Raw genomic sequence first — 20857 nt, forward strand, 5'->3', positions numbered from 1 at the left:
ATGGCAGGGCAGCGACGATCCCCAGCCGAGCCGCCCGAGATCCCTGGCTACCTCTACCGAAAGCACTTAGGTTCCGGCGGGTTCTCCGACGTCTTCCTGTATGAGCAGCAGTTCCCGAGGCGCCTCGTCGCCGTGAAGGTGCTCCTCGGCGGCGACGACCTCGGCGAGACCAGCAGGCAGGCGTTCATCGGCGAGGCCAACCTGATGGCGCAGATGTCGTCGCACCCGTACATCGTCACGATCTTCCAGGCGGATGTGGCCGGCGACGGGCGTCCCTACTTCGTCATGGAGTACGCGTCCGGGCTCAGCCTCTCGGATCGCTACAAGCGCGAGCAGATCCCCGTCGAGGAGGCGCTGCGCACGGGCGTGCGCATCTCCAGCGCCGTCGCGACGGCGCACACCGTCGGCATCCTGCACCGTGACGTGAAGCCGGCGAACATCCTCACGAACGACTTCGGCTGGCCCGCCCTCACCGATTTCGGCATCTCGTCCGCCGTCGACGACGAGCTCGCAGAGGCGGACGACCTCGTCGAGGCGCCCCCCACTGGTGGTGGCGGCCTGTCCGTGCCATGGTCGCCGCCGGAGATGTTCGAGGACGAGCCCAAGCCCGACGTGCGCAGCGAGGTGTTCTCGCTGGGCGCGACCGTCTATTCGCTCGTCGCCGGCCACACTCCCTTCGAGCGCCCCGGTGAGCGCAACACGACGCTCGACCTCATCTCCCGCATCGAGCGCGGCGCCATCTCGCCGATCCTCCGCGGCGACGTGCCCCGGTCGCTCGTGAGCGTGCTCCACAAGGCCATGGCCCGCAACCCAGCCCACCGGTACCAGAGCGCGGTCGAGTTCGCCTACGCGCTGCAGCGCGTCGAGCTGGAGCTCAACTACGCCCCGACGGCGATCGACGTGCCCAACATGACGATTTCGGCGACGGCCGCGACCGGCGGCGGCGATGCGGACGCCACGAGCCTGCGGCCCGTCTCCCTCATCAACGCCCAGGTGCACGAGGGGGCCCGCGCCAGCAAGGCCGAGCTGACCTCGGCGCGCGCCGTGGTCAGGGTCGCGGCTCAGCAGTCCCGGGGCGGGTTCGCCGCGAGGTACGAGACGGCCAGCGGACCCCGAACCGGCAGGCGGCCCCGCGGGACGGAGCACACCGGGGCAGCACCGAGCGACGACTCGGGTCCGACGACGGCTCGCCCCATCACGACCCCCGCTCGCGCGGACGCCGTGGCCGCCGCGCCCGCTCGAACGTTCGGAGAGGCATCCGGGAGCACGATCGACGCGCCCGCGTCGAGGGCAGACGAGCTGGCGCGCGAGCGCGCGGCGAACGCCGCCGCCTCGTCGAGGAAGCTCTCCAGGAACGGGCTCGTCGGCGTCATCGCCGGAGGGCTCGTGCTCGCGATCGGCATCGTCGCGGCGATCTCCTGGATGCTCGCCCCCGCAGACGAGGAGATCGGACGTGCGACGACGACCCCCGTCTCCATTCAGTCCGGCGGCTTCCCCCCGGTGCTCGTCGCCCCCGTCGCCGTCCGGAGCCCCGACGGATCCGTCACCTTCTCCTGGTCGAACCCCGACCCGCAGCCGGGCGACGTCTACTACTGGAGGGTCGGCGAGGGCGGCAAGGAAGGGGCGACGACAAGTGAGACCTCGGTCGTCATCCCCAACGTGCAGGACGGCGCCGTGACGTGCATCGAGGTCGAGATCCGCCGTGGAGGGAAGGTCAGCTCCGAGCCGCTCGAAGTCTGCTATCCGCAATGACCTCGCCGATCCGCCATGATGGTGTCATGAGTGAGAGCAAGTACACCTCGGCCGCGGAAGCGAACGAGGCTCCGGAAGAGTCCATCGAGATTCCGGATTCCGATGAGCGAATCGCGAGCCAGGTGCCCCCGCTCGGGCCGCTCCGCGTCGAGTTCGTCGGCGAGTGGTACGAGCTGAACCCGGCTGAGCCCTTCACGATCGGCCGAGACGCCGACCTCGTGATCGACGAGAACCCGTACCTGCACCGCCAGTTCCTGGTGCTGCAGGCGGAGTTCGGCATGTGGTGGCTCTCGAACGTCGGCTCCGTGCTCTCCGCGACGGTCACGGACGACTCCGGCCAGGTGCAGTCGTGGCTCTCGCCTGGCGCCAAGCTCCCGGTCGTGTTCCAGCACATGCAGGTCATGTTCACGGCGGGATCGACGACCTACGATTTCGCGATCCACTCCGCGTCCGACTTCTACAACACTTCCCACGTGAACATGTCGCCGTCCGGCAACACGACGCAGGCGGTCATCCACCTCACCGAGTCGCAGCGCGAGCTGATCCTCGCCCTCGCGGAAGACGTCCTGCGCAACGCCGTCCCGGGTCGCGGGGTCATCCCGAGCTCGGCGGATGCCGCGGCTCGCCTCGGCTGGACGCTCCCGACGTTCAACCGCAAGCTCGACAACGTGTGCGACAAGCTCGACAAGTTCGGCGTCTCGGGGCTGCGCGGCGGCCGCAGCAAGCTCGCCTCGAACCGGCGAGCACGTCTCGTCGAGTACGCCATCTCGACTCGCCTGGTGACGCCGGACGACCTGGACACGCTCGACCGCCGCTGACGGCACTCGGCGGACAGGCGCACGGCGCCGCACTCGCCGGGCCACGGGCAGCACTCCCTGTCGCGCTGGCATCGGGTCCTCGTGCACAATGAAGTCTCGTGCGCTCCGAGGTGAGGCACTGACGAGCTCTGCTGGGGGTGGGTACGCATGCGCCGAACAGCGCCGACCCCGCGAAGCCGCCGACAGCTGGCGATGGCGCTGGTCATGGCGCTCCTCATCGGCACGCCCCTGCTCTTCGCCCTCCTGCACGAGGGATTTCCCGCGGCCGAGGTCGAACTGGAGAGCAGCGACGTCTGGGTGTCGAACAGCTCGGACCTCCGAGCGGGCCGCCTCAACGCGCAGATCCAGGAGCTCGACGCGAGCGTGAGCCTCGTGACGGCGGATGTCGGCATCCTGCAGGACGGCGACACCGTCTTCCTGCACGACCAGACCAGCGGCTCGCTCGGCCGCGTCGACCCCGCGCTCACCGACCTGCGCGAGAGCATCCTGACGCCCGCGGGCAGTCGGAGCTCCTACGGCGGCGGCGTCCTGGCGCTCCTCGACCCGGCGACGGGACGGCTCTGGCTCGTCGACGCCACGCAGCCGCTCGCGTTCGACGCCGCGACAGCGGAGCCCGTGGCGGAGCTCGGCGCCGACGCCCAGGTCCTCGTGACCTCGCTCGGCACGGTGCTCGCCGTCGCACCGGAGCAGCAGCAGATCCTGCGCATGGAGGGCATCGGCGGCGAGCAGCTCTGGGAGCCGCTCGCGGGAGCCCCCGCCGACTACGAGTTCACTGCCGTCGGCGAGCAGCCGGTGGTGTTCGACACCGCCGCACGTGCGCTCCTCGTCGACGGGCAGGCCCGTGAGGTGCCGGAGAGCGCGCTGCGCGTGCAGCTCCAGGGCGCGGCATCCCCCGATGTGGTGTTCGCGACCGGCGACGGGATCCTGCGCGTGCCGCTCGGCGGTGGCGAGGCCGTTGCGCTCCCGGCGGGCATCGACGGCTCGCTGGCGACCGACCAGGGCACGGCGCGCCCCGCCGTGGTCGCGGGCTGCGCGCACGCCGCCTGGGCGCAGGCGGCCGTCACGATGGTCGCGTGCGGTGACGAGCAGCCGAGCGTGCAGTCCATGTCGGCGCCGCCCCTCGGCGAGCTCCTCTACCGCGTCAACCGCAACGTCGTCGCGCTCAACGACGTCGCCACGGGTCAGGTGTGGCTGCCGCAGGAGAACATGCGCCTGGTCGAGAACTGGAACGAGCTCGTCCCGCCGGAGGACACCGACGGCACGGAGGGCGAGAACGAGGCCACCGAGGAATCGTTCGAGGCGACCCTTGCCGAGCGAGGCGAGGAGAACACCCCGCCGGAGCTCGTCGACGACTCCTACGGGGTCCGTGCCGGATCGACCGCCTACCTCACGGTCCTCGACAACGACTCGGACGTCGACGGCGACATCCTCACGATCACCGGCCTCTCCGCCGACCCGCCGCCATCGTTCGGCGAGCTGCGGGTCATCGACGACGGCCGGGCCCTGCAGTTCCGCGCCACGGAGGGCGCGTCCGGCGAGCAGACGCTCACGTACACGGCCTCGGACGGCAGGCCTGGCGGCGTGGCGGAGGCACGGGTCACGATCCGCATCCAGCCGGCCGACGCGGAGAACCAGGCCCCGACGACGAACCGCGCGAGCGCCGTGGCGGTCGAGGCTGGCCAGAAGATCTCCTACAACGTGATGCCCGACTGGACGGACCCGGAGGGCGACCCCGTCTTCCTCCAGGGGGCCACCGCTCCCGTGGGCGACACCGTCAGCTTCACACCGGACGGACGCCTCACCTTCACCGCCGTCAGCGCAGAGCTGGGGGAGCGGGTCGTGCCGTACCTCGTCTCGGACGGCACCGCGCAGGTGGCCGGCGAGCTGCGCATCCGCGTCGAGGCGCCCGGCACGCTCGGGCCGATCGGCACGCCGGACTTCGCGCGCGGAGTGGTCGGCGACTCCATCACGGCACAGCCGCTCGTGAACGACCTCTCGCCCAACGGTCAGGCGCTCGAGCTCGTCGAGATCGCCGAGCTCGGCACCAGCACGGGAGGCGCGAGCTTCAACCCCGACCTCGGCACCGTCACCTTCACCTCGGCGAGCGCCATGACCGCATACGTGCAGTACACGGTCTCAGCGGGGGCGGCCACGTCGGTCGGCATCATCCGCTTCGACGTCGAGGAGCCCGTCGAGGGCGTGGCGCAGGTGACCGCGGTGCGCGACCTCGCCTACCTCCGCCCTGGCCAGTCGAACGTCGTGGACGTGCTCGGCAACGACGTGTCCACCGGAACGGGCGTGTTGTCCGTGCAGAGCGTGGAGACCACCGACAAGGCCCGCACGGCAGGCCTCGCCGTCGAGCTCATCGACAACACGATCGTGCGCCTCTCCTCGCAGTCCGCGATCCAGCAGACCATCGAGCTCCCGTACACGATCACCGACGGCGCATCGACGTCGGTCGGCTACATCGTCGTCGTCCCGGTCGAGCCCGCCGTGACGCACGAGCCGCCCGTCGCCGTCGACGACACGAGGCGCGTGCGCGCCGGTGACTACACGAGCGTCTCCGTGCTCGAGAACGACTCCCACCCCGACGAGGCGCAGATGTCCCTCTCGCCCGCCCTCAGCACCGTGCAGGTCGGAGACGGCTACGCGTTCGTCTCCGGCGACGACGTCCGCCTCCAGGCCCCGTCCGAGCCCGGCACCTACTCGCTCGGCTACACCGTCGTCGACGAGCACGGCGAGCAGGCGGGGGCGACCGTGTCCTTCCAGGTGACGGCGCCCGACGAGTCGAGCAACCGGCCCCCGGCCCCCGGCGTCGACACCGCCAGGGTCTTCGAGGGCGCGAGCGTGCGCATCGAGGTGCCGCTCGACGGCATCGACCCGGACGGCGACTCGGTCGAGCTCACGCAGCTCGTCGACGTTCCGACGCTCGGCTCCGTGAGCGAGCTCACGCAGACTTCCTTCGTCTACGAGGCGTTCCCTGGAGCCACGGGCACCGACGTGCTGCGGTACGAGGTCGTCGACGGGTACGGCCAGCGCGCCGAGGGCACGATCAGGGTCGGCGTCGTCGCCCGTCCGGCCGCGACAGCGCCCCCGATCGCGGTCGACGACAACGTGCGCGCCAAGCCGGGCCTGCGCATCGCGGTCCCCGTGCTGAAGAACGACTCCGATCCGAACGGCTACACGCTCGAGGTCGTGCCAGAGCTCGTCGGCGTCGACCCGAGCCTCGAGGCCGAGGTCGACGGCGACTCGGTCATCATCACGGTGCCGAGCGATGGCGAGTTCATCTCCGTGCCGTACACGATCATCAACGGCCAGGGTGGGCAGGATGCCGCGTTCATCCACGTCACGATCAATGCGGATGCGCCCACGCTTCCCCCGACTGCGGTCGACCACGTGGTGCGCCTCGACGACTTCGCCGGCGCCGAGACGCTCAGCATCAACGTGCGAGACGGCGCCACCAACCCTGGCGGGAGAGTCAGCGAGCTCGCGGTCGATCTGGCGGGGGCCGGCGCGGGAGCCGCGACGGTCGAGGAGGACGGACGGGTCACGGTCTCCCTCAGCGACGCCAGGCAGATCGTCGTCTACCGGCTCACCGCCGAGGACACGGGGCTCACCGCGGCGGGCTTCATCATGGTGCCAGCCCTCATCACGGAGGAGTCCAAGCGCCAGTCCCCGTTCCTCATCCCTGACCTGCCCGCCCAGAATGCGAAGGTCGGGGAGTCGATCTCGTGGGACGTCAACGACCTCGTGCGCGCCCCGTCCGGCAACCGCGTCTCGCTCATCAACCCCGAGCAGGTGTGGGCTGAGCAGGCCGACGGCAGCCCGCTCGTGGAGAGCGACACCAGGCTGAAGTTCACCCCGAAGCCCGGCTTCCGCGGGCCGGCATCCATCACCTTCCAGGTGAGCGATGCGGAGAGCGCCGACGATCAGAACGCCGGCATCGCGACCATCCGCGTCCCGATCACGGTGGGCGACCCCGACTTCTACGACGTCGCACCGACCTTCGTCGCGCCCCAGCTCACCGTCGAGCAGGGCACCGAGCAGAGCTTCGACCTCCGCACCGCCACCGGCCACCCGAACAAGGAAGTCGTCCCCCAGGTGGAGTTCTCGAAGCTCACCGGCGGCACGGGGGAGCTGCAGTCGAGTCTCGACGGCAGCACCGTCAAGGTCGCCGCTGGGGTGGACACGAAGGTCGGCACCGTCGTCAAGTACACGGTCACCTACACCTTCCGCGACTTCGTGCAGACCGGAACCGTCACGGTGACCGTCGTCTCCACCTCCAAGCCGCTGCCGCGCGCCGTGCCGGATGAGCAGCTGGCCCGCCGCAACGGGCCCGTCCTGGTCGACGTCACCGCCAACGACTTCAACCCGTTTCCCGAGTCCCCGCTCACGCTCATGTCCGCGAGCGAGGTCGCGGGCTCCGCCACCGGATCGGCTGTCTCCCTCGTCGACGGGCAGGTGCGAGTGGTGCCGGCGACGAACTTCATCGGCACCATCACCATCAGCTACCGCATCGGAGACCAGACGGGCGACCCGCTGCGCGAGACGACCGGGCTCGCGACCGTCGAGGTCCAGGACGTCCCAGGCGCCCCGGGCGACGTGTCGCTCGAGAAGGGCGGCGCCCTGGGGACGCTCGCCGTGAACTGGTCTGGCGCCGTCTCCAACGGGCCGGAGATCACCGAATACGAGGTGACGCTCGCGGGCGGCGGTGCGGTCTTCACCAAGACGACGGCCGGCGACGTCTACAGCGTCACGTTCACGGAAGACGACGGCCTCGTCCCTGGCAATGACTACACGGCGACGGTCCGGGCCCTGAACTCCCTCGGCTACGGGCTCCCCGCGAGCTCGACCAGCGCCAAGCCCATCACCCTCCCGCAGGCCCCGCAGAATCTGAAGGTCGCCGACGGCCAGACTCCGCCGGGGGAGCTCACCGGCACCCTCACGGCGGAGTGGTCGGCACCGACCGCGAGCGGTGGCGGTCTCAGCGGCTACGACGTGACCGTGCAGGTCGGCACGCAGTCGCCGACCACCACGAGCGTGCCCGCGACGCAGCTCTCGTTCGCCATCACGGGCATCCAGGTGCCGAAGTCCTCCTCCACGCCCGTGAAGGTCTCGGTCGCCGCGAAGAACGAGGCCGGCGTCTCCACCTCGACAGACCAGGTCACCGGCTACCTGAACTACACGGCGCGCATGAGCGTCGAGGTCATCGGCGGCAAGAAGGTGCCTGGCAAGCCCGACGAGGTCCGCAGCTTCGTCATCAAGGGCCAGGACTTCTCCGACGTGCCCTACACCGTCGAGTGCTACAGCAAGGCGAAGTCCGGCGAGGACAAGCTCGTCGGCACGCAGACGAACGTGAGCGGGGCCGCGATCAACGGCGAGTCGGGCACTGTGCTCGAGAAGTGCCGGGGCAGCCTCGGCGGGTACACGGTGGTCGTGTACCTGAACGGTGCGGAAGTCGCCAGAAGCCAGACGCCCCTCGACTCGTGGTAGCAACGATGTCGGTGGTCGAGCAGACAATCGAGAGAACCGGCGCGCACGAGCGTCGCGAAGAGGAGCCAGCATGACCGTGACCGAAGAGCAGGCCGCCTGGTTCAAGGACGCCTTCGAGCGCCTGACGACCAACATCGAGCAGGCGGTCGTCGGCAAGCGGCACGTCGTCGAGCTCACGCTCACGACCCTCTTCAGCCAGGGCCACCTCCTCCTCGAGGACGTGCCTGGCACCGGCAAGACGGTGCTCGCCAAGGCGCTCGCGAAGACCATCGACGGCAGCAACAGCCGCGTGCAGTTCACCCCCGACCTGCTGCCCTCCGACGTCACTGGCGTGACGATCTTCGATCAGGGCACGCGCGCCTTCGAGTTCCACCCCGGCCCGATCTTCGCCTCGATCGTGCTCGCCGACGAGATCAACCGCGCCTCGCCGAAGACCCAGTCCGCCCTCCTCGAGGTGATGGAGGAGGGGCGAGTCACGGTCGACGGCACCCCGCATCCCGTTCCCGTGCCGTTCCTCGTCATCGCCACGCAGAACCCCGTCGAGCAGGCGGGCACCTACAAGCTCCCTGAGGCCCAGCTCGACCGCTTCCTCATGAAGACGTCCCTCGGCTACCCCGACCACGCGAGCACCGTGCGGCTGCTCATGGATGCGGGCAACCGGCAGCGCGCCGACAGCGTGCCCGCCATCCTCCACGCCGAGAACGTCGTCGTCATGCAGGAGCTCGCCGCCGAGGTGCACGTCGACGAGTCGATCATGGCGTACGTCTCGGAGATCGTCACCGCCACGCGCGCCGACCGCGACGTGCTCGTCGGCGTCTCCGTCCGCGGCGCGCTCGCGCTCGCGCGCGCCGTCAAGGCCTGGGCGCTCGCACACGGTCGCCGCTACGTCGTGCCCGACGATGTGCGCGACCTCGCGCACCCCGTGCTCGCGCACCGGCTCATCCTCGACCCCGAGGCGGAGTTCTCCGGCACGACCCCGGATCAGGTCATCGACCGCTGCCTCATCGAGGTCGAGCCTCCCCAGCACCGAGCCGCCTGATGACCGAGGGGCACGTCTCCACCGAAGCTGAGGCCGAGTCTGCCGAGCGCGACCGCCTCACGATCGGCGACGCCATCAGGTGCGTCACGCCGCTCGGGTGGATCGTGCTCGTCGCCGGCGTCGTGCTCCTCGTCGCCGGAACCGCCTTCGGCTGGCTCGAGCTGATCGGCATCGGGGGCGTCCTCGTCGGGGTCTTCGCCGCCGCGGTGCCCTTCACGATCGGACGCGAGAGCTTCGGCGTGCAGGTCGAGCTCGAGCCCAGGCGAGTGCGCGTCGGCGACCGGGCCCTCGGCCGGCTCCAGGTCACGAACCTCGGCGAGCGCCGCGTGCTGCCCACCCGCCTCGCGCTGCCGGTCGGGCACGCGACGGCCGAGTTCAGCATCCCGCAGCTCGCGCCCGACGAGACGCACGAGGACCTCTTCGCCGTGCCGACCAGCCGCAGGGCCGTCATCGAGGCCGGACCTGCCAGGTCGCTGCGCGGCGACCCGCTCGGGCTCCTCGAGCGGTCGACCAGGTGGACCGGGGTGCTCGAGCTGTTCGTGCATCCCCGGACGGTTCGCCTCACCGCCCAGGTCGCCGGGCTGCTCCGCGACCTCGAGGGCGTGACGGGGGAGCGCATCACCGACGACGACCTCGCGTTCCATGCGCTGCGGCCTTACGAGTCCGGAGACGACCGGAGGAACATCCACTGGCGGACCAGCGCACGCACGGGTCTCCTCATGGTCCGGCAGTTCCAGGAGACGCGTCGCTCGCAGGCCAACGTGCTGCAGACCCTCGAGGCCGCCGCCTACGCCTCGGAAGACGAGTTCGAGCTCGGCGTCGAGGTGCTCGCGTCCCTGACGCAGGAGCTCATCCGCTCGGGCGTCGCCGTGAGCGCCCTCACGCAGAGCGGTCGTCTGCCCACCCGAGCGGTCTCGTCGATGCTCGACGGGAGCAGCAGGCTCGAGGCGTGGACGGCGAGCTCACCCTCCCTCCGCGATTTCATCGCGCTCAGCGTCAGGCGCCTCCCGCAGGCGAGCATCGTGTTCCTCGTCTGCGGAAGCGCCACGACGGACGCCCAGCTCGGGCAACTGCAGTCCGTGTACGCGGCGGACGTGACCCTCGTCGTCTTCCGCTGCGCCATCGGGCACCCCGCGAGTCGCACGCGGCTGCGCGAGACCGTCGTCTGCACGGTGCCGGAGCTCGACGACCTGCCGCGCCTGGTCCGCGAGACGCGGGTGCGCACGTGACGGCGGCCGCGGCAGACGGGACCCTGGACGGGGAGACCGGTCCACGGCCGGCCGAACGGGGCAGGACGCGGCCGGGCCGGGCAGGACGCGCCAAGGAGGCACGTGGACACCTCCGCCCTGGCCTGGACTCGCGGACCCTCATCGACGCCGTGGTCATCGCGGTCCTGACGCTGCTCGCCTCGCTCGGCTTCGCTCCGGCCTTCGGCGGCGCCTGGTTCCTGCTCGCGGTCGCGGGCGGCCTGATCGTCGGCATCGGATCAGCGGTCCTCGCGCGCTGGCTCGACCTGACACGGCTCAACGCCCTCCTCGTCGCCACCGCTGCCTACTTCCTGCTCGGCACCGCCTTCGCGTTGCCGGAGGCGGCCTTCGCAGGAGTGCTGCCGAGCTTCTCGACCCTCGCCGACCTCGCCCGCGCCCCGGTCTTCGCCTGGCGCGACGCCGTGACGCTCTCCACCCCGCTCCTCGCCCCCGCGTACCTCGCGGTGCTCCCGTACTTCGCGGCGGCCCTCACCTCCCTCGTCGCCATGATGCTGCTGCTGTGGGTCGCCCCGAAGCGGCCCGGGGCGATCTGGCCTCCGAGCCTCGCGCTCCTCGGCCCCCTGGCGGTCCTCGCGAGCGCCATCTTCGTCGGCACCGAGGACAGCGTCGCCGGCGTGCTGCGCGGCGGTGCCTTCGCCGTCGTCGCGCTCGTCTGGCTCAGCTGGCGCCGCGGCCTCGGCAATATCGCATCGACCGAGGCGAGGCGGGCCCTCGCGCGCTCCCGTGCGCTCGGCACGGCCGTGATCGTCCTCGTCGCCGCCGTCATCACGACCGCGGGCGGCTACGTCGCCTCCGCGACCGTCGCCGAGCAGCGCGTGGTGGCGCGCGAACAGGTGACGCCGCCGTTCGATCCGCTCTCGCACACGAGCCCGCTCGCCGGATTCCGCGAGTACTCGAAGCTCAGACCTGACTCGACGCTGTTCGACGTGACCGGCCTCGAAGGGGGAGACCGGCTGCGCCTCGCGACGCTCGAGAGCTACTCGGGCAAGTCCTGGCAGATCGCAGACCCCGCCGCGACGCTCGCCTCGACCGGCAGCTACAACCTCTCCGGTCGAGTCGTCCCGAGCGACCCGCTGGTGACCTCATCCTCCGAGCGATCGATCGACGTCACGATCCGCGACTACTCCGACATCTGGCTGCCGAGCGTCGGCGTCCCCACCGACGTGAACCTCGCAGGCGGCAGCCTGCCGGACCGCAGCGGCGACTTCCGCTACAACGCCAGAACCGGGGGAGGGCTCATCACCTCGGGGCTCCGCGAGGGCGACAGCTACCAGGTCTCCGCGCTCGTCCAGGACCTCCCCGTCGAGGGGCAGCTCGACAATGCGGCAGTCCTCGACCTCGACTATCCCGCGATGCCGTCGGCGCCCGCTGCCCTCGTCGAGCGGATGCAGAGCTACATCGCGGGAGAGACCTCCCCGTACCTGCAGCTCAAGGCGATCGAGAACGCGCTCATCGCCGAGGGCTTCTTCAGCCACGGCACGGCGAGCGACTCCGTGCCATCGCGCGCCGGACACGGGCTCGACCGCATGCAGGAGCTCTTCGACCTCCGCTACCTCGTGGGCGACCAGGAGCAGTACGCGTCCGCGATGGCGATCATGGCGCGCCAGCTCGGGTTCCCCGCCCGGGTGGTCATGGGCTACGCGCCGGAGCAGATCTCGGCAGACGGCACCATCGAGGTGCGCGGGTCCGATGTCACCGCCTGGGTCGAGGTGCCGTTCGAGGGCTTCGGCTGGGTCGCGTTCGACCCGACGCCGGAGCAGACCGACGTGCCCGTCAACACGACCACCGACCCGCAGTCCAAGCCGAAGGCGCAGGTCCGTCAGCCCCCGCAGACGCAGGAGAAGCCAGACGAGCTCCTCACGAGCGCCGACGAGCGACGACAGGAGGAGGAACCCGACGACGAGGAGACGTGGCCGGCTTGGGCGCTCACGCTCGGGATCTCCCTCGCGGTCCCGCTCGCGCTGTTCCTCGTCCCGCTGCTCGCCGTCGCCCTCCTCAAGCGCAGGAGGCGGAGCCGGCGGCTGCGCGAGGGTAGCCCCGACCAGCGGGCGGCGGGGGCGTGGAGCGACAGCATCGACCGCTTCGCCGAGCTCGGCTACCCGATTCCGCGCCGAGCGACCCGGGTCCAGACCGCTGGTGCCGTGCATCCCTCGCTCGTCCCGCTCGCCGACCGAAGCGACCGGGCCGTGTTCGGGGGCGACCCCGTGAGCGACGCGGACCTGGCCTCGCTGTGGGCTGACGCGGACGCCGCCGTCGCCGAGGCGAGGGGCTCCGTCGGCTTCTGGCGCCGTCTGCGTGGACGATTCACGTTCCGCCGCGCCCCGCGCCCCGTATCATGGCCCCGTGGAACATTCTGGGTTCATCGGGGTGCCGCCCGGGCTGATCGGGCAGGGCGCGATCGTGCCTGAGGCAGCGAACACGTCGGGGCGGCCCGAATGGTCGCCGCCGTCGGCAGCGAACGGCGGGGCGCAGGAAGCCCCAGCCGACGACTGGCTGCGCGCTGAGCTCGACGACGAGTACCCGCTTCCTCCGATGCCGGCGCCACGGCCGAGGCTCTCCCCGCAGCAGCCCTCGGTTCCCGACCACGCGCGAGCGGCGCATCTGCCAGCAGCGCCGTCGACGAGCGACCAGCTCGCGGTGCCGTCCGCGGCCCCCAGCGCGGCCCCGTTCGGCGGCACCCCGCAGCCGGGTCTCTCGCCCGAGTCGCCGGCCGGGCTCACCGGCGCGGCGCATGCTTCCGAGGCGAGGCTCGAGCAGCCGGGCCACGACGCCCCTGGCGCCAGCGCCGAGCAGCCTCTGCCCGAGTGGGTGGTCGTCCTCGCCGACGGCGTCAGTGTCCCCATCTACGGGCCCGTCGTCATCGGTCGAAACCCCTCGCAGGATCGATTCCCCGACGCCTCCGTCTCCGCGGTCCCCGACATCACGCAGACCATGTCGAAGACGCACGCGCGCTTCTGGGCCGACGGCGAGCGCCTCTACGTCGACGACCTGAACTCCACGAACGGCGTCGCCCTCTTCCCCGGCGGGAATGCGCACGGCGCGCTCGCGGTTGAGCCTGGAGTCCCAGCGGAACTCCGCTCAGGCGACGTCGTGCAGCTGGGCGAATACCGGCTCTCGATACGCCGGAGCTAGCTGTCGCCTCGCCTTCGCCCAGTCAGGAGCCGCGTGCCCGAACGGATGCAGCTCACGGCCCAGAACCCGCTGAAAGGCGCAGTGTTAGCATGGTTCGCATGTCTGCCGGTCTGCTTCTCCTTTGCTGCCGCGACGGGGCCTAACTTCGCAGGTGCATCCCGTCGCGGTGTCGATGGCGCCTGAGCAGATGCGAGGAGACGCAAGCAACATGAAGACGGAAGACAGCACGAACGAGGCACAGTCGCCGCCGAGGACCCTGGCCCAGAAGGTCTGGGAAGACCACCTCGTGGCCAAGGGTGAAGACGGCTCGCCCGACCTCATCTACATCGACCTGCACATCATGCACGAGGTCACCAGCCCGCAGGCCTTCGACGGTCTCCGAGTCGCGGGCCGCCCGGTGCGGCGCCCCGACCTCACCATCGCGACGGAAGACCACAACACGCCGACGGTCGACATCCTCAACCGCATCGCGGACACGACGAGCCGCACGCAGATCGAGACGCTGCGCCGCAACGCCAAGGAGTTCGGCATCCGGCTCCACCCCCTGGGCGACGCCGAGCAGGGCATCGTGCACGTCGTCGGGCCGCAGCTCGGGCTGACGCAGCCGGGCATCACGGTCGTCTGCGGCGACTCCCACACGTCGACGCACGGCGCCTTCGGAGCCATCGCGTTCGGCATCGGCACGAGCGAGGTCGAGCATGTGCTGGCCACGCAGACGCTCGCCATCAAGCCGTTCAAGACGATGGCCATCAACGTCGACGGCACGCTCAAGGAGGGCGTCACGGCGAAGGACATCATCCTCGCCGTCATCGCCAAGATCGGCACGGGCGGCGGAGCCGGCTACGTGCTCGAGTACCGCGGCTCGGCCATCGAGGCGCTCTCCATGGAGGGCCGCATGACCGTCTGCAACATGTCCATCGAGGCGGGCGCTCGCGCCGGCATGGTGGCCCCGGACGACAAGACCTTCGCCTACCTGGAAGGCCGCGACCACGCCCCGGTCGGCGACGACTGGGACGCTGCCGTCGACTACTGGCGCACCCTCAGGACCGACGACGACGCGAGCTTCGACGCCGAGGTCTTCATCGACGCCGACACCCTCGAGCCGTTCGTCACGTGGGGAACCAACCCGGGCCAGGGCATCTCCCTCAGCGGGGTCGTCCCGGAACCGTCCGACTTCGCGGACCCCAACGACCGCCAGGCCGCCGAGCGCGCGCTCGAGTACATGGCGCTCGATGCCGGACGACCCATGAAGAGCATCCCCGTGGACGTCGTCTTCATGGGCTCCTGCACCAACAGCCGCATCGAGGACCTCCGTGCCTTCACCTCCGTCATCCGCGGCCGCCAGAAGGCCGAGGGCGTCCGCGTCATGGTCGTGCCAGGCTCGGCACGCGTGCGCCTCGAGGCGGAAGCCGAGGGCCTCGACAAGATCATCACCGAGTTCGGCGCAGAATGGCGCTTCGCCGGCTGCTCGATGTGCCTCGGCATGAACCCGGACCAGCTCGAGCCCGGGCAGCGCTGCGCGTCCACCTCCAACCGCAACTTCGAAGGCAGGCAGGGCAAGGGCGGACGCACGCACCTCGTGTCGCCCCTCGTCGCCGCTGCGACCGCGGTTCGGGGTACGCTCTCCAGTCCGTCTGATCTCGACGAGCCCGCCGCGCCCGCCGCGAGCACCGACACCCGAACGCCGCAGGAGGTGGCCGTCTGATGGAGAAGATCACCCGCATCGAGGGAGCCGCCGTGCCGCTGCGCCGCTCCAACGTCGACACCGACCAGATCCTGCCCGCCGTCTACCTCAAGCGCGTCACGAAGACGGGCTACGAGGACGCGCTGTTCAACGGCTGGCGGCAGGACCCTGACTTCGTGCTCAACCGGCCCGAGTACCAGGACGACCCGCGCATCCTGCTCGTCGGACCGGACTTCGGAACCGGCTCCTCCCGGGAGCACGCCGTGTGGGCGCTCAAGGACTACGGCTTCCGCGCCGTCATCGGATCCCGCTTCGGCGACATCTTCCTCGGCAACGCCGGCAAGCAAGGACTGCTTGTCGCCACGCTGGCCGAGCACCTCGTAGAACAGCTCTGGGACGCCGCCGAGGCAGCCCCGGGTGCGACTGCGGTCGTTGATCTCACCACGAACACCGTTACTGTCGGAGACATGACGGCGACGTTCGAGATCGACGACTACACGAGATGGCGTCTGCTCGAGGGGCTCGACGACATCTCGTTGACGTTGCGTGACGAACACGCGATCTCCACCTTTGAGTCACGCCGAGAGGCGTGGCGTCCGCGGACTCTTCCGATCCGCAGGTCCACCACCGCAGGGAGTGCAACTCAGTGAACACGATCACCAACGACTCGGCTCGCGCCGGCGCATCAGTCGGTCTGACCGGCGACACCATCGTCTTCAACGGCGGACGCCCGCTCTCGGGTCGCATCGAGGTGCGTGGCGCGAAGAACCTCGTCACCAAGGCCATGGTCGCAGCGCTGCTCGGCGAGGAGGTCAGCGTCCTCCGCGACGTGCCGGACATCTCCGACGTGCGCGTCGTCGCCGGTCTCCTCACGCTGCACGGCGTGAAGATCGACCGCAACGAGGTCTCCGGCGACCTTCGCCTCGACCCGACGAACGTCGAGACGGCCCACATGGCCGAGATCAACGCGCACGCCGGCTCCAGCCGCATCCCGATCCTCTTCTGCGGCCCGCTGCTGCACCGCCTCGGCGAGGCCTTCATCCCCGACCTCGGCGGCTGCCGCATCGGCGACCGGCCCATCGACTTCCACCTCGAGGTGCTCCGCAACTTCGGTGCCGTCATCGAGAAGCTCCCGAGCGGCATCCGCATGAGCGCCCCCGAGGGCCTCCACGGTGCCAAGGTCACGCTCCCGTACCCCTCGGTGGGCGCCACCGAGCAGGTCCTGCTCACCGCCGTCCGCGCGGACGGCCGCACGGAGCTGCGCAACGCGGCCATCGAGCCCGAGATCATGGACCTCATCAACATCCTGCAGAAGATGGGCGCCATCATCTCGGTGGATGCCGACCGCGTCATCCGCATCGAGGGTGTCGAGCGTCTCGGCGGCTACAGCCACAAGGCGCTCTTCGACCGCAACGAGGCAGCCAGCTGGGCCTCCGCGGCACTCGTCACGCACGGCGACATCTTCGTCGGCGGTGCCAAGCAGCCCGAGATGCTCACGTTCCTCAACGTGTTCCGCAAGGCAGGCGGAGCGTTCGAGATCCACGACGACGGCATCCGCTTCTACCACCCGGGCGGCGAGCTGCGCCCCGTCGTCATCGAGACCGACGTGCACCCCGGCTTCATGACCGACTGGCAGCAGCCGCTCGTCGTGGCCCTGACGCAGGCGCACGGCGTCTCGATCGTGCACGAGACGGTGTACGAGCAGCGCTTCGGCTTCGTCGACGCGCTCGTCGAGATGGGCAGCGACATCCAGCTGCACCGCGAGTGCCTCGGCAGCCAGGAGTGCCGCTTCGGCCAGCGCAACTTCCAGCACTCGGCCGTGATCTCCGGCCCGACGAAGCTCAAGGCCGCCGACATCGAGGTCCCCGACCTCCGCGGCGGCTTCAGCCACCTCATCGCGGCGCTCGCGGCAGAGGGCACCTCGCGGGTCTCGAACGTCGGCATCATCGCGCGCGGCTACGAGAACTTCATCGCGAAGCTCGAGACCCTCGGAGCCGACTTCACGGTTGAGGCGTAGGAGTGTCCGCTGGGAAGCGCGGATCGCCTGAGAAGACCAAGCCCTCGATCTTCTGGTTCCTCGCGGCGATCGCCTTTCCGCTGAGCTGGCCGATCATGCGCTGGGAGATCAAGGGCACGCTGCCGGAGCGGGGCGCGTTCATCGTCGCCCCGAACCACACCAGCGAGGTCGATCCGCTCCTCATGGGGATGGCCGTGTGGAAGCTCGGCCGCGCGCCGCGCTTCATGGCCGCCGACCGGCTCTTCCGCGTCAAGGGACTCGGCTGGATCCTCCGCAAGAGCGGGCAGATCCCCGTCTCGCGCGACGCGCGCGGCGCCAACCAGGCCGCGATCGCGTCCGCCCAGCAGCTCGCGAGGCTCGGGCAGGGTGTCATCATCTACCCGGAGGGCACCCTCACCCGCGAGCCGAACCTGTGGCCGATGCGCGGCAAGAACGGCGCGGCGAGGGTCGCGCTGAGCGCCGACATCCCCGTCTACCCGACCGCGATCTGGGGTGCGCAGAACATCCTGCCGCGGTACGCGAAGAAGCCGACGCTCGGATGGCGGACGAAGATCACGGTGCACGTCGGCGAACCGGTGAGCCTCACGGAGTTCACCGGACGTATGCACAGCGCGAGCGCCATGAAGGGCGCCACGGAGCTCGTCATGCACGACGTGACCCGTCTCCTCGAGGGCATCAGAGGTGAAGAGGCTCCGGCTGAGCTGTACGACCCCGCGAAGCACGGCCAGAGCGAGCACGGCAAGTTCCCCCAGGACCGGGGCGGCTCGTCCCGAGAGGCGGGGGGAGCGTGAGCTCGGCGCAGCGTGCCGTCGTCCTCGGCAGCGGCAGCTGGGGCACGACCTTCGCGAAGGTGCTCGCGGATGCGGGCCACGACGTGACCCTCTGGGCGCGCCGAACCGAGGTCGCGAACGAGATCAACGAGTCGCACCGGAACACGGGCTACCTCCCCGGCATCGACCTGCCGAGGAACCTGCACGCGACGCCCGACCTGGTCGAGGCGGTCCGCGGGCAGCAGTTCGTCTTCGTGTCGGTGCCGGCGCAGACCGCCCGTGAGCTCTCCGCCCAGCTGGCCCCCCACATCGAGGGCGACGCGGTCGTCGTGAGCCTCATGAAGGGCGTCGAGCGGGCGAGTGGGCTTCGCATGAGCGAGGTGCTCGAGGGCGTCCTGCAGATCCCGGCCGAACGGGTGGCTGTCGCGAGCGGGCCCAACATCGCGCTCGAGATCGCGAAAGAGCAGCCCACGGCGATCGTCGTGGCATCGGCGAGCGAGGCCACCGCCGTCAGCGTCGCGAAGCTCGCGCGCAACGACTACCTCCGGTCGTTCGTCAACGTGGACGTCGTCGGCACCGAGTTCGGTGGGGTCCTCAAGAACCTCATCGCCATCGCCGTCGGCATCGTCGACGGCGTCGGCTACGGCGAGAACACGAAGGCGTCCGTGATGACGCGCGGGCTCGCCGAGATCTCCGACTTCGCCGTCGCGATGGGTGCGCAGGCGTCCACCATGATCGGCTTGGCGGGCCTGGGAGACCTCATCGCGACCTGCGAGTCGCCCCTGTCCCGCAACTTCACGGCCGGGCGCCTCCTCGGGCAGGGCTACGTCTACGACGACGTCGTCGCCCAGATGCAGCAGACCGCCGAGGGGCTTCGCTCCGTCGGCGCGATCCTCGAGCTGGCCGAGCGCCACGGCGTGGAGATGCCCATCGCGACGCAGATCGACGACGTGCTCCACGGCCGGATGAGCCCCGCCGACCTCGCCCCCCACCTCGCGACCGACGAGGGCCCGAGCGGCGAGTAGCGCCCGGTGCGGCTTGGGCGACCCCGTACCCTTGTGCGGTGAGCGAAGAGTCGCTCGTGGAAGGAAACCTCATGTCGACAGCTCAGCTGAACGCCTCCGCCAGCTCAACCCCCGCTGGGGATGCGCGGCCGCTCATCGCCGTCGTCTTCGGCGGCCGTTCGAGCGAGCACGCCATCTCGTGCGCGACGGCGAGCGGTGTCCTCGGAGCTATCGACCGTGAGAAGTACCGGGTGCTGCCCATCGGCATCACGCGCGACGGCGCCTGGGTGCTCGAGGACGACGACGCCGACAAGTTCGCGCTCGACCCCGAGAACCTGCCGGAGGTCGTCGACAACGGCACGCGCATCCACCTGCCCGATTCGGCCAAGCACCGCGAGGTGACGGTCTCGCGTGTCGAGGGCGACGCTCACGGTGCCGAAGCGGGAGCGGAGCGAACCGAGCGCACGTCGCTCGGCGAGGTCGACCTGGTGTTCCCGATCCTCCACGGCCCCTTCGGCGAGGACGGCACCGTGCAGGGCATGCTCGAGCTCGTCGGCCTGCCGTTCGTCGGCTCGTCGGTGCTCGCCGCGAGCGTCGGCATGGACAAGCACTACACGAAGATCGTGCTCAGGGACGCGGGCCTGCAGGTCGCCGACGGCGTCACGATCTCGCAGCACCAGTGGGACACGCGGGGTGCGTCGCTGGCCGCAGAGACCGTCGACCGGCTCGGGCTGCCGGTGTTCGTCAAGCCCGCCCGCGCTGGCTCGAGCGTCGGCGTCAGCAAGGTCGCCGCGCTCGACGAGTTCGCAGCCGCCATGACGACGGCCCTCGCGGAGGACGACCACGTGCTCGTCGAGGCAGCGGTCGTGGGCCGCGAGGTCGAGATCGCCGTGCTCGAGTCGCGGCCGGGGGAGCGGGCTCGCGCCTCGGTCGCCGGCGAGATCGTCATGACGAAGGCGGAGTTCTACGACTTCGAGGCGAAGTACCTCGATGATTCCGGGGTGGAGCTGCGGTGCCCCGCCGAGCTGAGCGACGAGCTGCTCGCGGAGATGGCGGAGCTCGGCGTGCGTGCCTTCGAGGCGCTCGGCGCCTCCGGCCTGGCCCGCGTCGACTTCTTCCTGACGGACGACGGGTTCGTCGTCAACGAGATCAACACGATGCCGGGATTCACGCCCATCTCGATGTTCCCGAAGTGCTGGCAGGCGAGCGGCATGAGCTACCCGCAGCTCATCACCGAGCTCATCGAGGTCGCGAGCGCGCACGCCGCAGCCCGCGAGGCGCGCCTCACGCGCTAGGAGGCCCGCCGTGCGGGAGCTGGTCGTGCTCCGGGGCACTGGGGCCGCAGTCAGCTCGGCGGCGCTCTCCGGGGTGGTGCTAGCCGAGGACGTCGTCGGCGCCGACGCAGGCACCGGTCTTCGGCAGCCTCGAGACGGCATCGTCGAGGTCGACGAGCACGGTGGTGCCCGATGCGACGTCCGAATCGACGACGACCTCGACGGCGGGTGTGCGGCCGTAGCTCGTGAACCGGTAGGTGGGCGCCTGGCTGTCGTCGACGATCCAGTCGATACCGCTCAGGCTGACGCACTGCTCGGAGGTCGGCCCCGGTGTCGGAACGCCGCAGCGGAGCAGCACGCCGGCCGGGGTGCCCCAGGCTCCCGTCGCCTGCGCGTTGGTGAGGCGCAGCTCGAGCCCGTCGACCGTCGAGGGCAGGCGGACCGAGACCTCGGCGCACTCCGGGGCGGCCGCGTCGGGAGCCGGTTCCATGGGAACGCTCGCGCTGTTGCAGGCGGTGAGCAGGACGACGGATGCGGCGGTCGCGATCACGGCGGAGCCGATGCGCGAGGCGGAGCGGAAGGTTCGAGACATTTGCTCCCAGGCTA

At 70.4% G+C, this 20857-nt stretch carries 14 protein-coding genes; 13 read left to right on the top strand and 1 reads right to left on the bottom strand.

Features of this window, described 5'->3' with window-relative positions:
- From C5E06_RS05045 to C5E06_RS05105, 13 genes are all read left to right on the top strand, one after another.
- On the top strand, window positions 1-1752 hold the full coding sequence (locus C5E06_RS05045) for a serine/threonine-protein kinase (protein ID WP_258067506.1): 1752 nt from the start codon (window positions 1-3) through the stop codon (window positions 1750-1752).
- Between the two features lie 26 nt (window positions 1753-1778).
- Window positions 1779-2570, top strand: a complete 792-nt coding sequence (locus tag C5E06_RS05050) for a hypothetical protein (protein WP_258067507.1) — start codon at window positions 1779-1781, stop codon at window positions 2568-2570.
- Window positions 2571-2717: 147 nt separating this feature from the next.
- Window positions 2718-8063, top strand: a complete 5346-nt coding sequence (locus tag C5E06_RS05055; RefSeq protein ID WP_146081311.1) for an Ig-like domain-containing protein — start codon at window positions 2718-2720, stop codon at window positions 8061-8063.
- 70 nt (window positions 8064-8133) lie between these two features.
- Window positions 8134-9102 carry a MoxR family ATPase gene (locus C5E06_RS05060; RefSeq protein WP_181057772.1) on the top strand — a complete coding sequence of 323 codons (969 nt, stop codon included), beginning with the start codon at window positions 8134-8136 and terminating at the stop codon, window positions 9100-9102.
- A complete protein-coding gene (locus tag C5E06_RS05065) occupies window positions 9102-10331 on the top strand; it encodes a DUF58 domain-containing protein (RefSeq protein WP_104240604.1) in 1230 nt (409 codons plus the stop codon). The genes C5E06_RS05060 and C5E06_RS05065 overlap by 1 nt, the downstream gene beginning before the upstream one ends.
- A complete protein-coding gene (locus C5E06_RS05070; protein WP_146081312.1) occupies window positions 10328-12778 on the top strand; it encodes a transglutaminaseTgpA domain-containing protein in 2451 nt (816 codons plus the stop codon). Before C5E06_RS05065 ends, C5E06_RS05070 begins: the two co-directional genes overlap by 4 nt.
- A complete protein-coding gene (locus C5E06_RS05075) occupies window positions 12714-13502 on the top strand; it encodes an FHA domain-containing protein (protein WP_146081313.1) in 789 nt (262 codons plus the stop codon). Before C5E06_RS05070 ends, C5E06_RS05075 begins: the two co-directional genes overlap by 65 nt.
- Before the next feature lie 208 nt (window positions 13503-13710).
- Complete coding sequence (leuC, locus tag C5E06_RS05080) at window positions 13711-15207, top strand: 3-isopropylmalate dehydratase large subunit (protein WP_104306201.1); 1497 nt, start codon at window positions 13711-13713, stop codon at window positions 15205-15207.
- Window positions 15207-15836 carry a 3-isopropylmalate dehydratase small subunit gene (leuD, locus tag C5E06_RS05085; RefSeq protein WP_104240608.1) on the top strand — a complete coding sequence of 210 codons (630 nt, stop codon included), beginning with the start codon at window positions 15207-15209 and terminating at the stop codon, window positions 15834-15836. The genes leuC and leuD overlap by 1 nt, the downstream gene beginning before the upstream one ends.
- Window positions 15833-17203 carry a UDP-N-acetylglucosamine 1-carboxyvinyltransferase gene (gene murA, locus C5E06_RS05090; RefSeq protein ID WP_104240609.1) on the top strand — a complete coding sequence of 457 codons (1371 nt, stop codon included), beginning with the start codon at window positions 15833-15835 and terminating at the stop codon, window positions 17201-17203. Before leuD ends, murA begins: the two co-directional genes overlap by 4 nt.
- Before the next feature lie 2 nt (window positions 17204-17205).
- Window positions 17206-17994, top strand: coding sequence for a 1-acyl-sn-glycerol-3-phosphate acyltransferase (locus tag C5E06_RS05095; protein ID WP_258063059.1), 789 nt, complete (start codon window positions 17206-17208; stop codon window positions 17992-17994).
- A complete protein-coding gene (locus C5E06_RS05100; protein WP_104240610.1) occupies window positions 17991-18998 on the top strand; it encodes an NAD(P)H-dependent glycerol-3-phosphate dehydrogenase in 1008 nt (335 codons plus the stop codon). Before C5E06_RS05095 ends, C5E06_RS05100 begins: the two co-directional genes overlap by 4 nt.
- A 71-nt stretch (window positions 18999-19069) precedes the next feature.
- Window positions 19070-20272, top strand: coding sequence for a D-alanine--D-alanine ligase family protein (locus C5E06_RS05105; RefSeq protein ID WP_104240611.1), 1203 nt, complete (start codon window positions 19070-19072; stop codon window positions 20270-20272).
- A 79-nt stretch (window positions 20273-20351) separates the two neighbouring features.
- On the opposite strand, the gene C5E06_RS05110 is transcribed toward C5E06_RS05105, so the two are convergent.
- Window positions 20352-20843 (bottom strand): DUF3515 domain-containing protein, encoded by a 492-nt coding sequence (locus tag C5E06_RS05110; protein ID WP_104240612.1) that lies wholly within the window; start codon window positions 20841-20843, stop codon window positions 20352-20354.
- Window positions 20844-20857 lie beyond the last annotated feature (14 nt).

Source organism: Pseudoclavibacter sp. RFBI5, assembly GCF_002931395.1.
Taxonomy (GTDB): Bacteria; Actinomycetota; Actinomycetes; order Actinomycetales; family Microbacteriaceae; genus Pseudoclavibacter.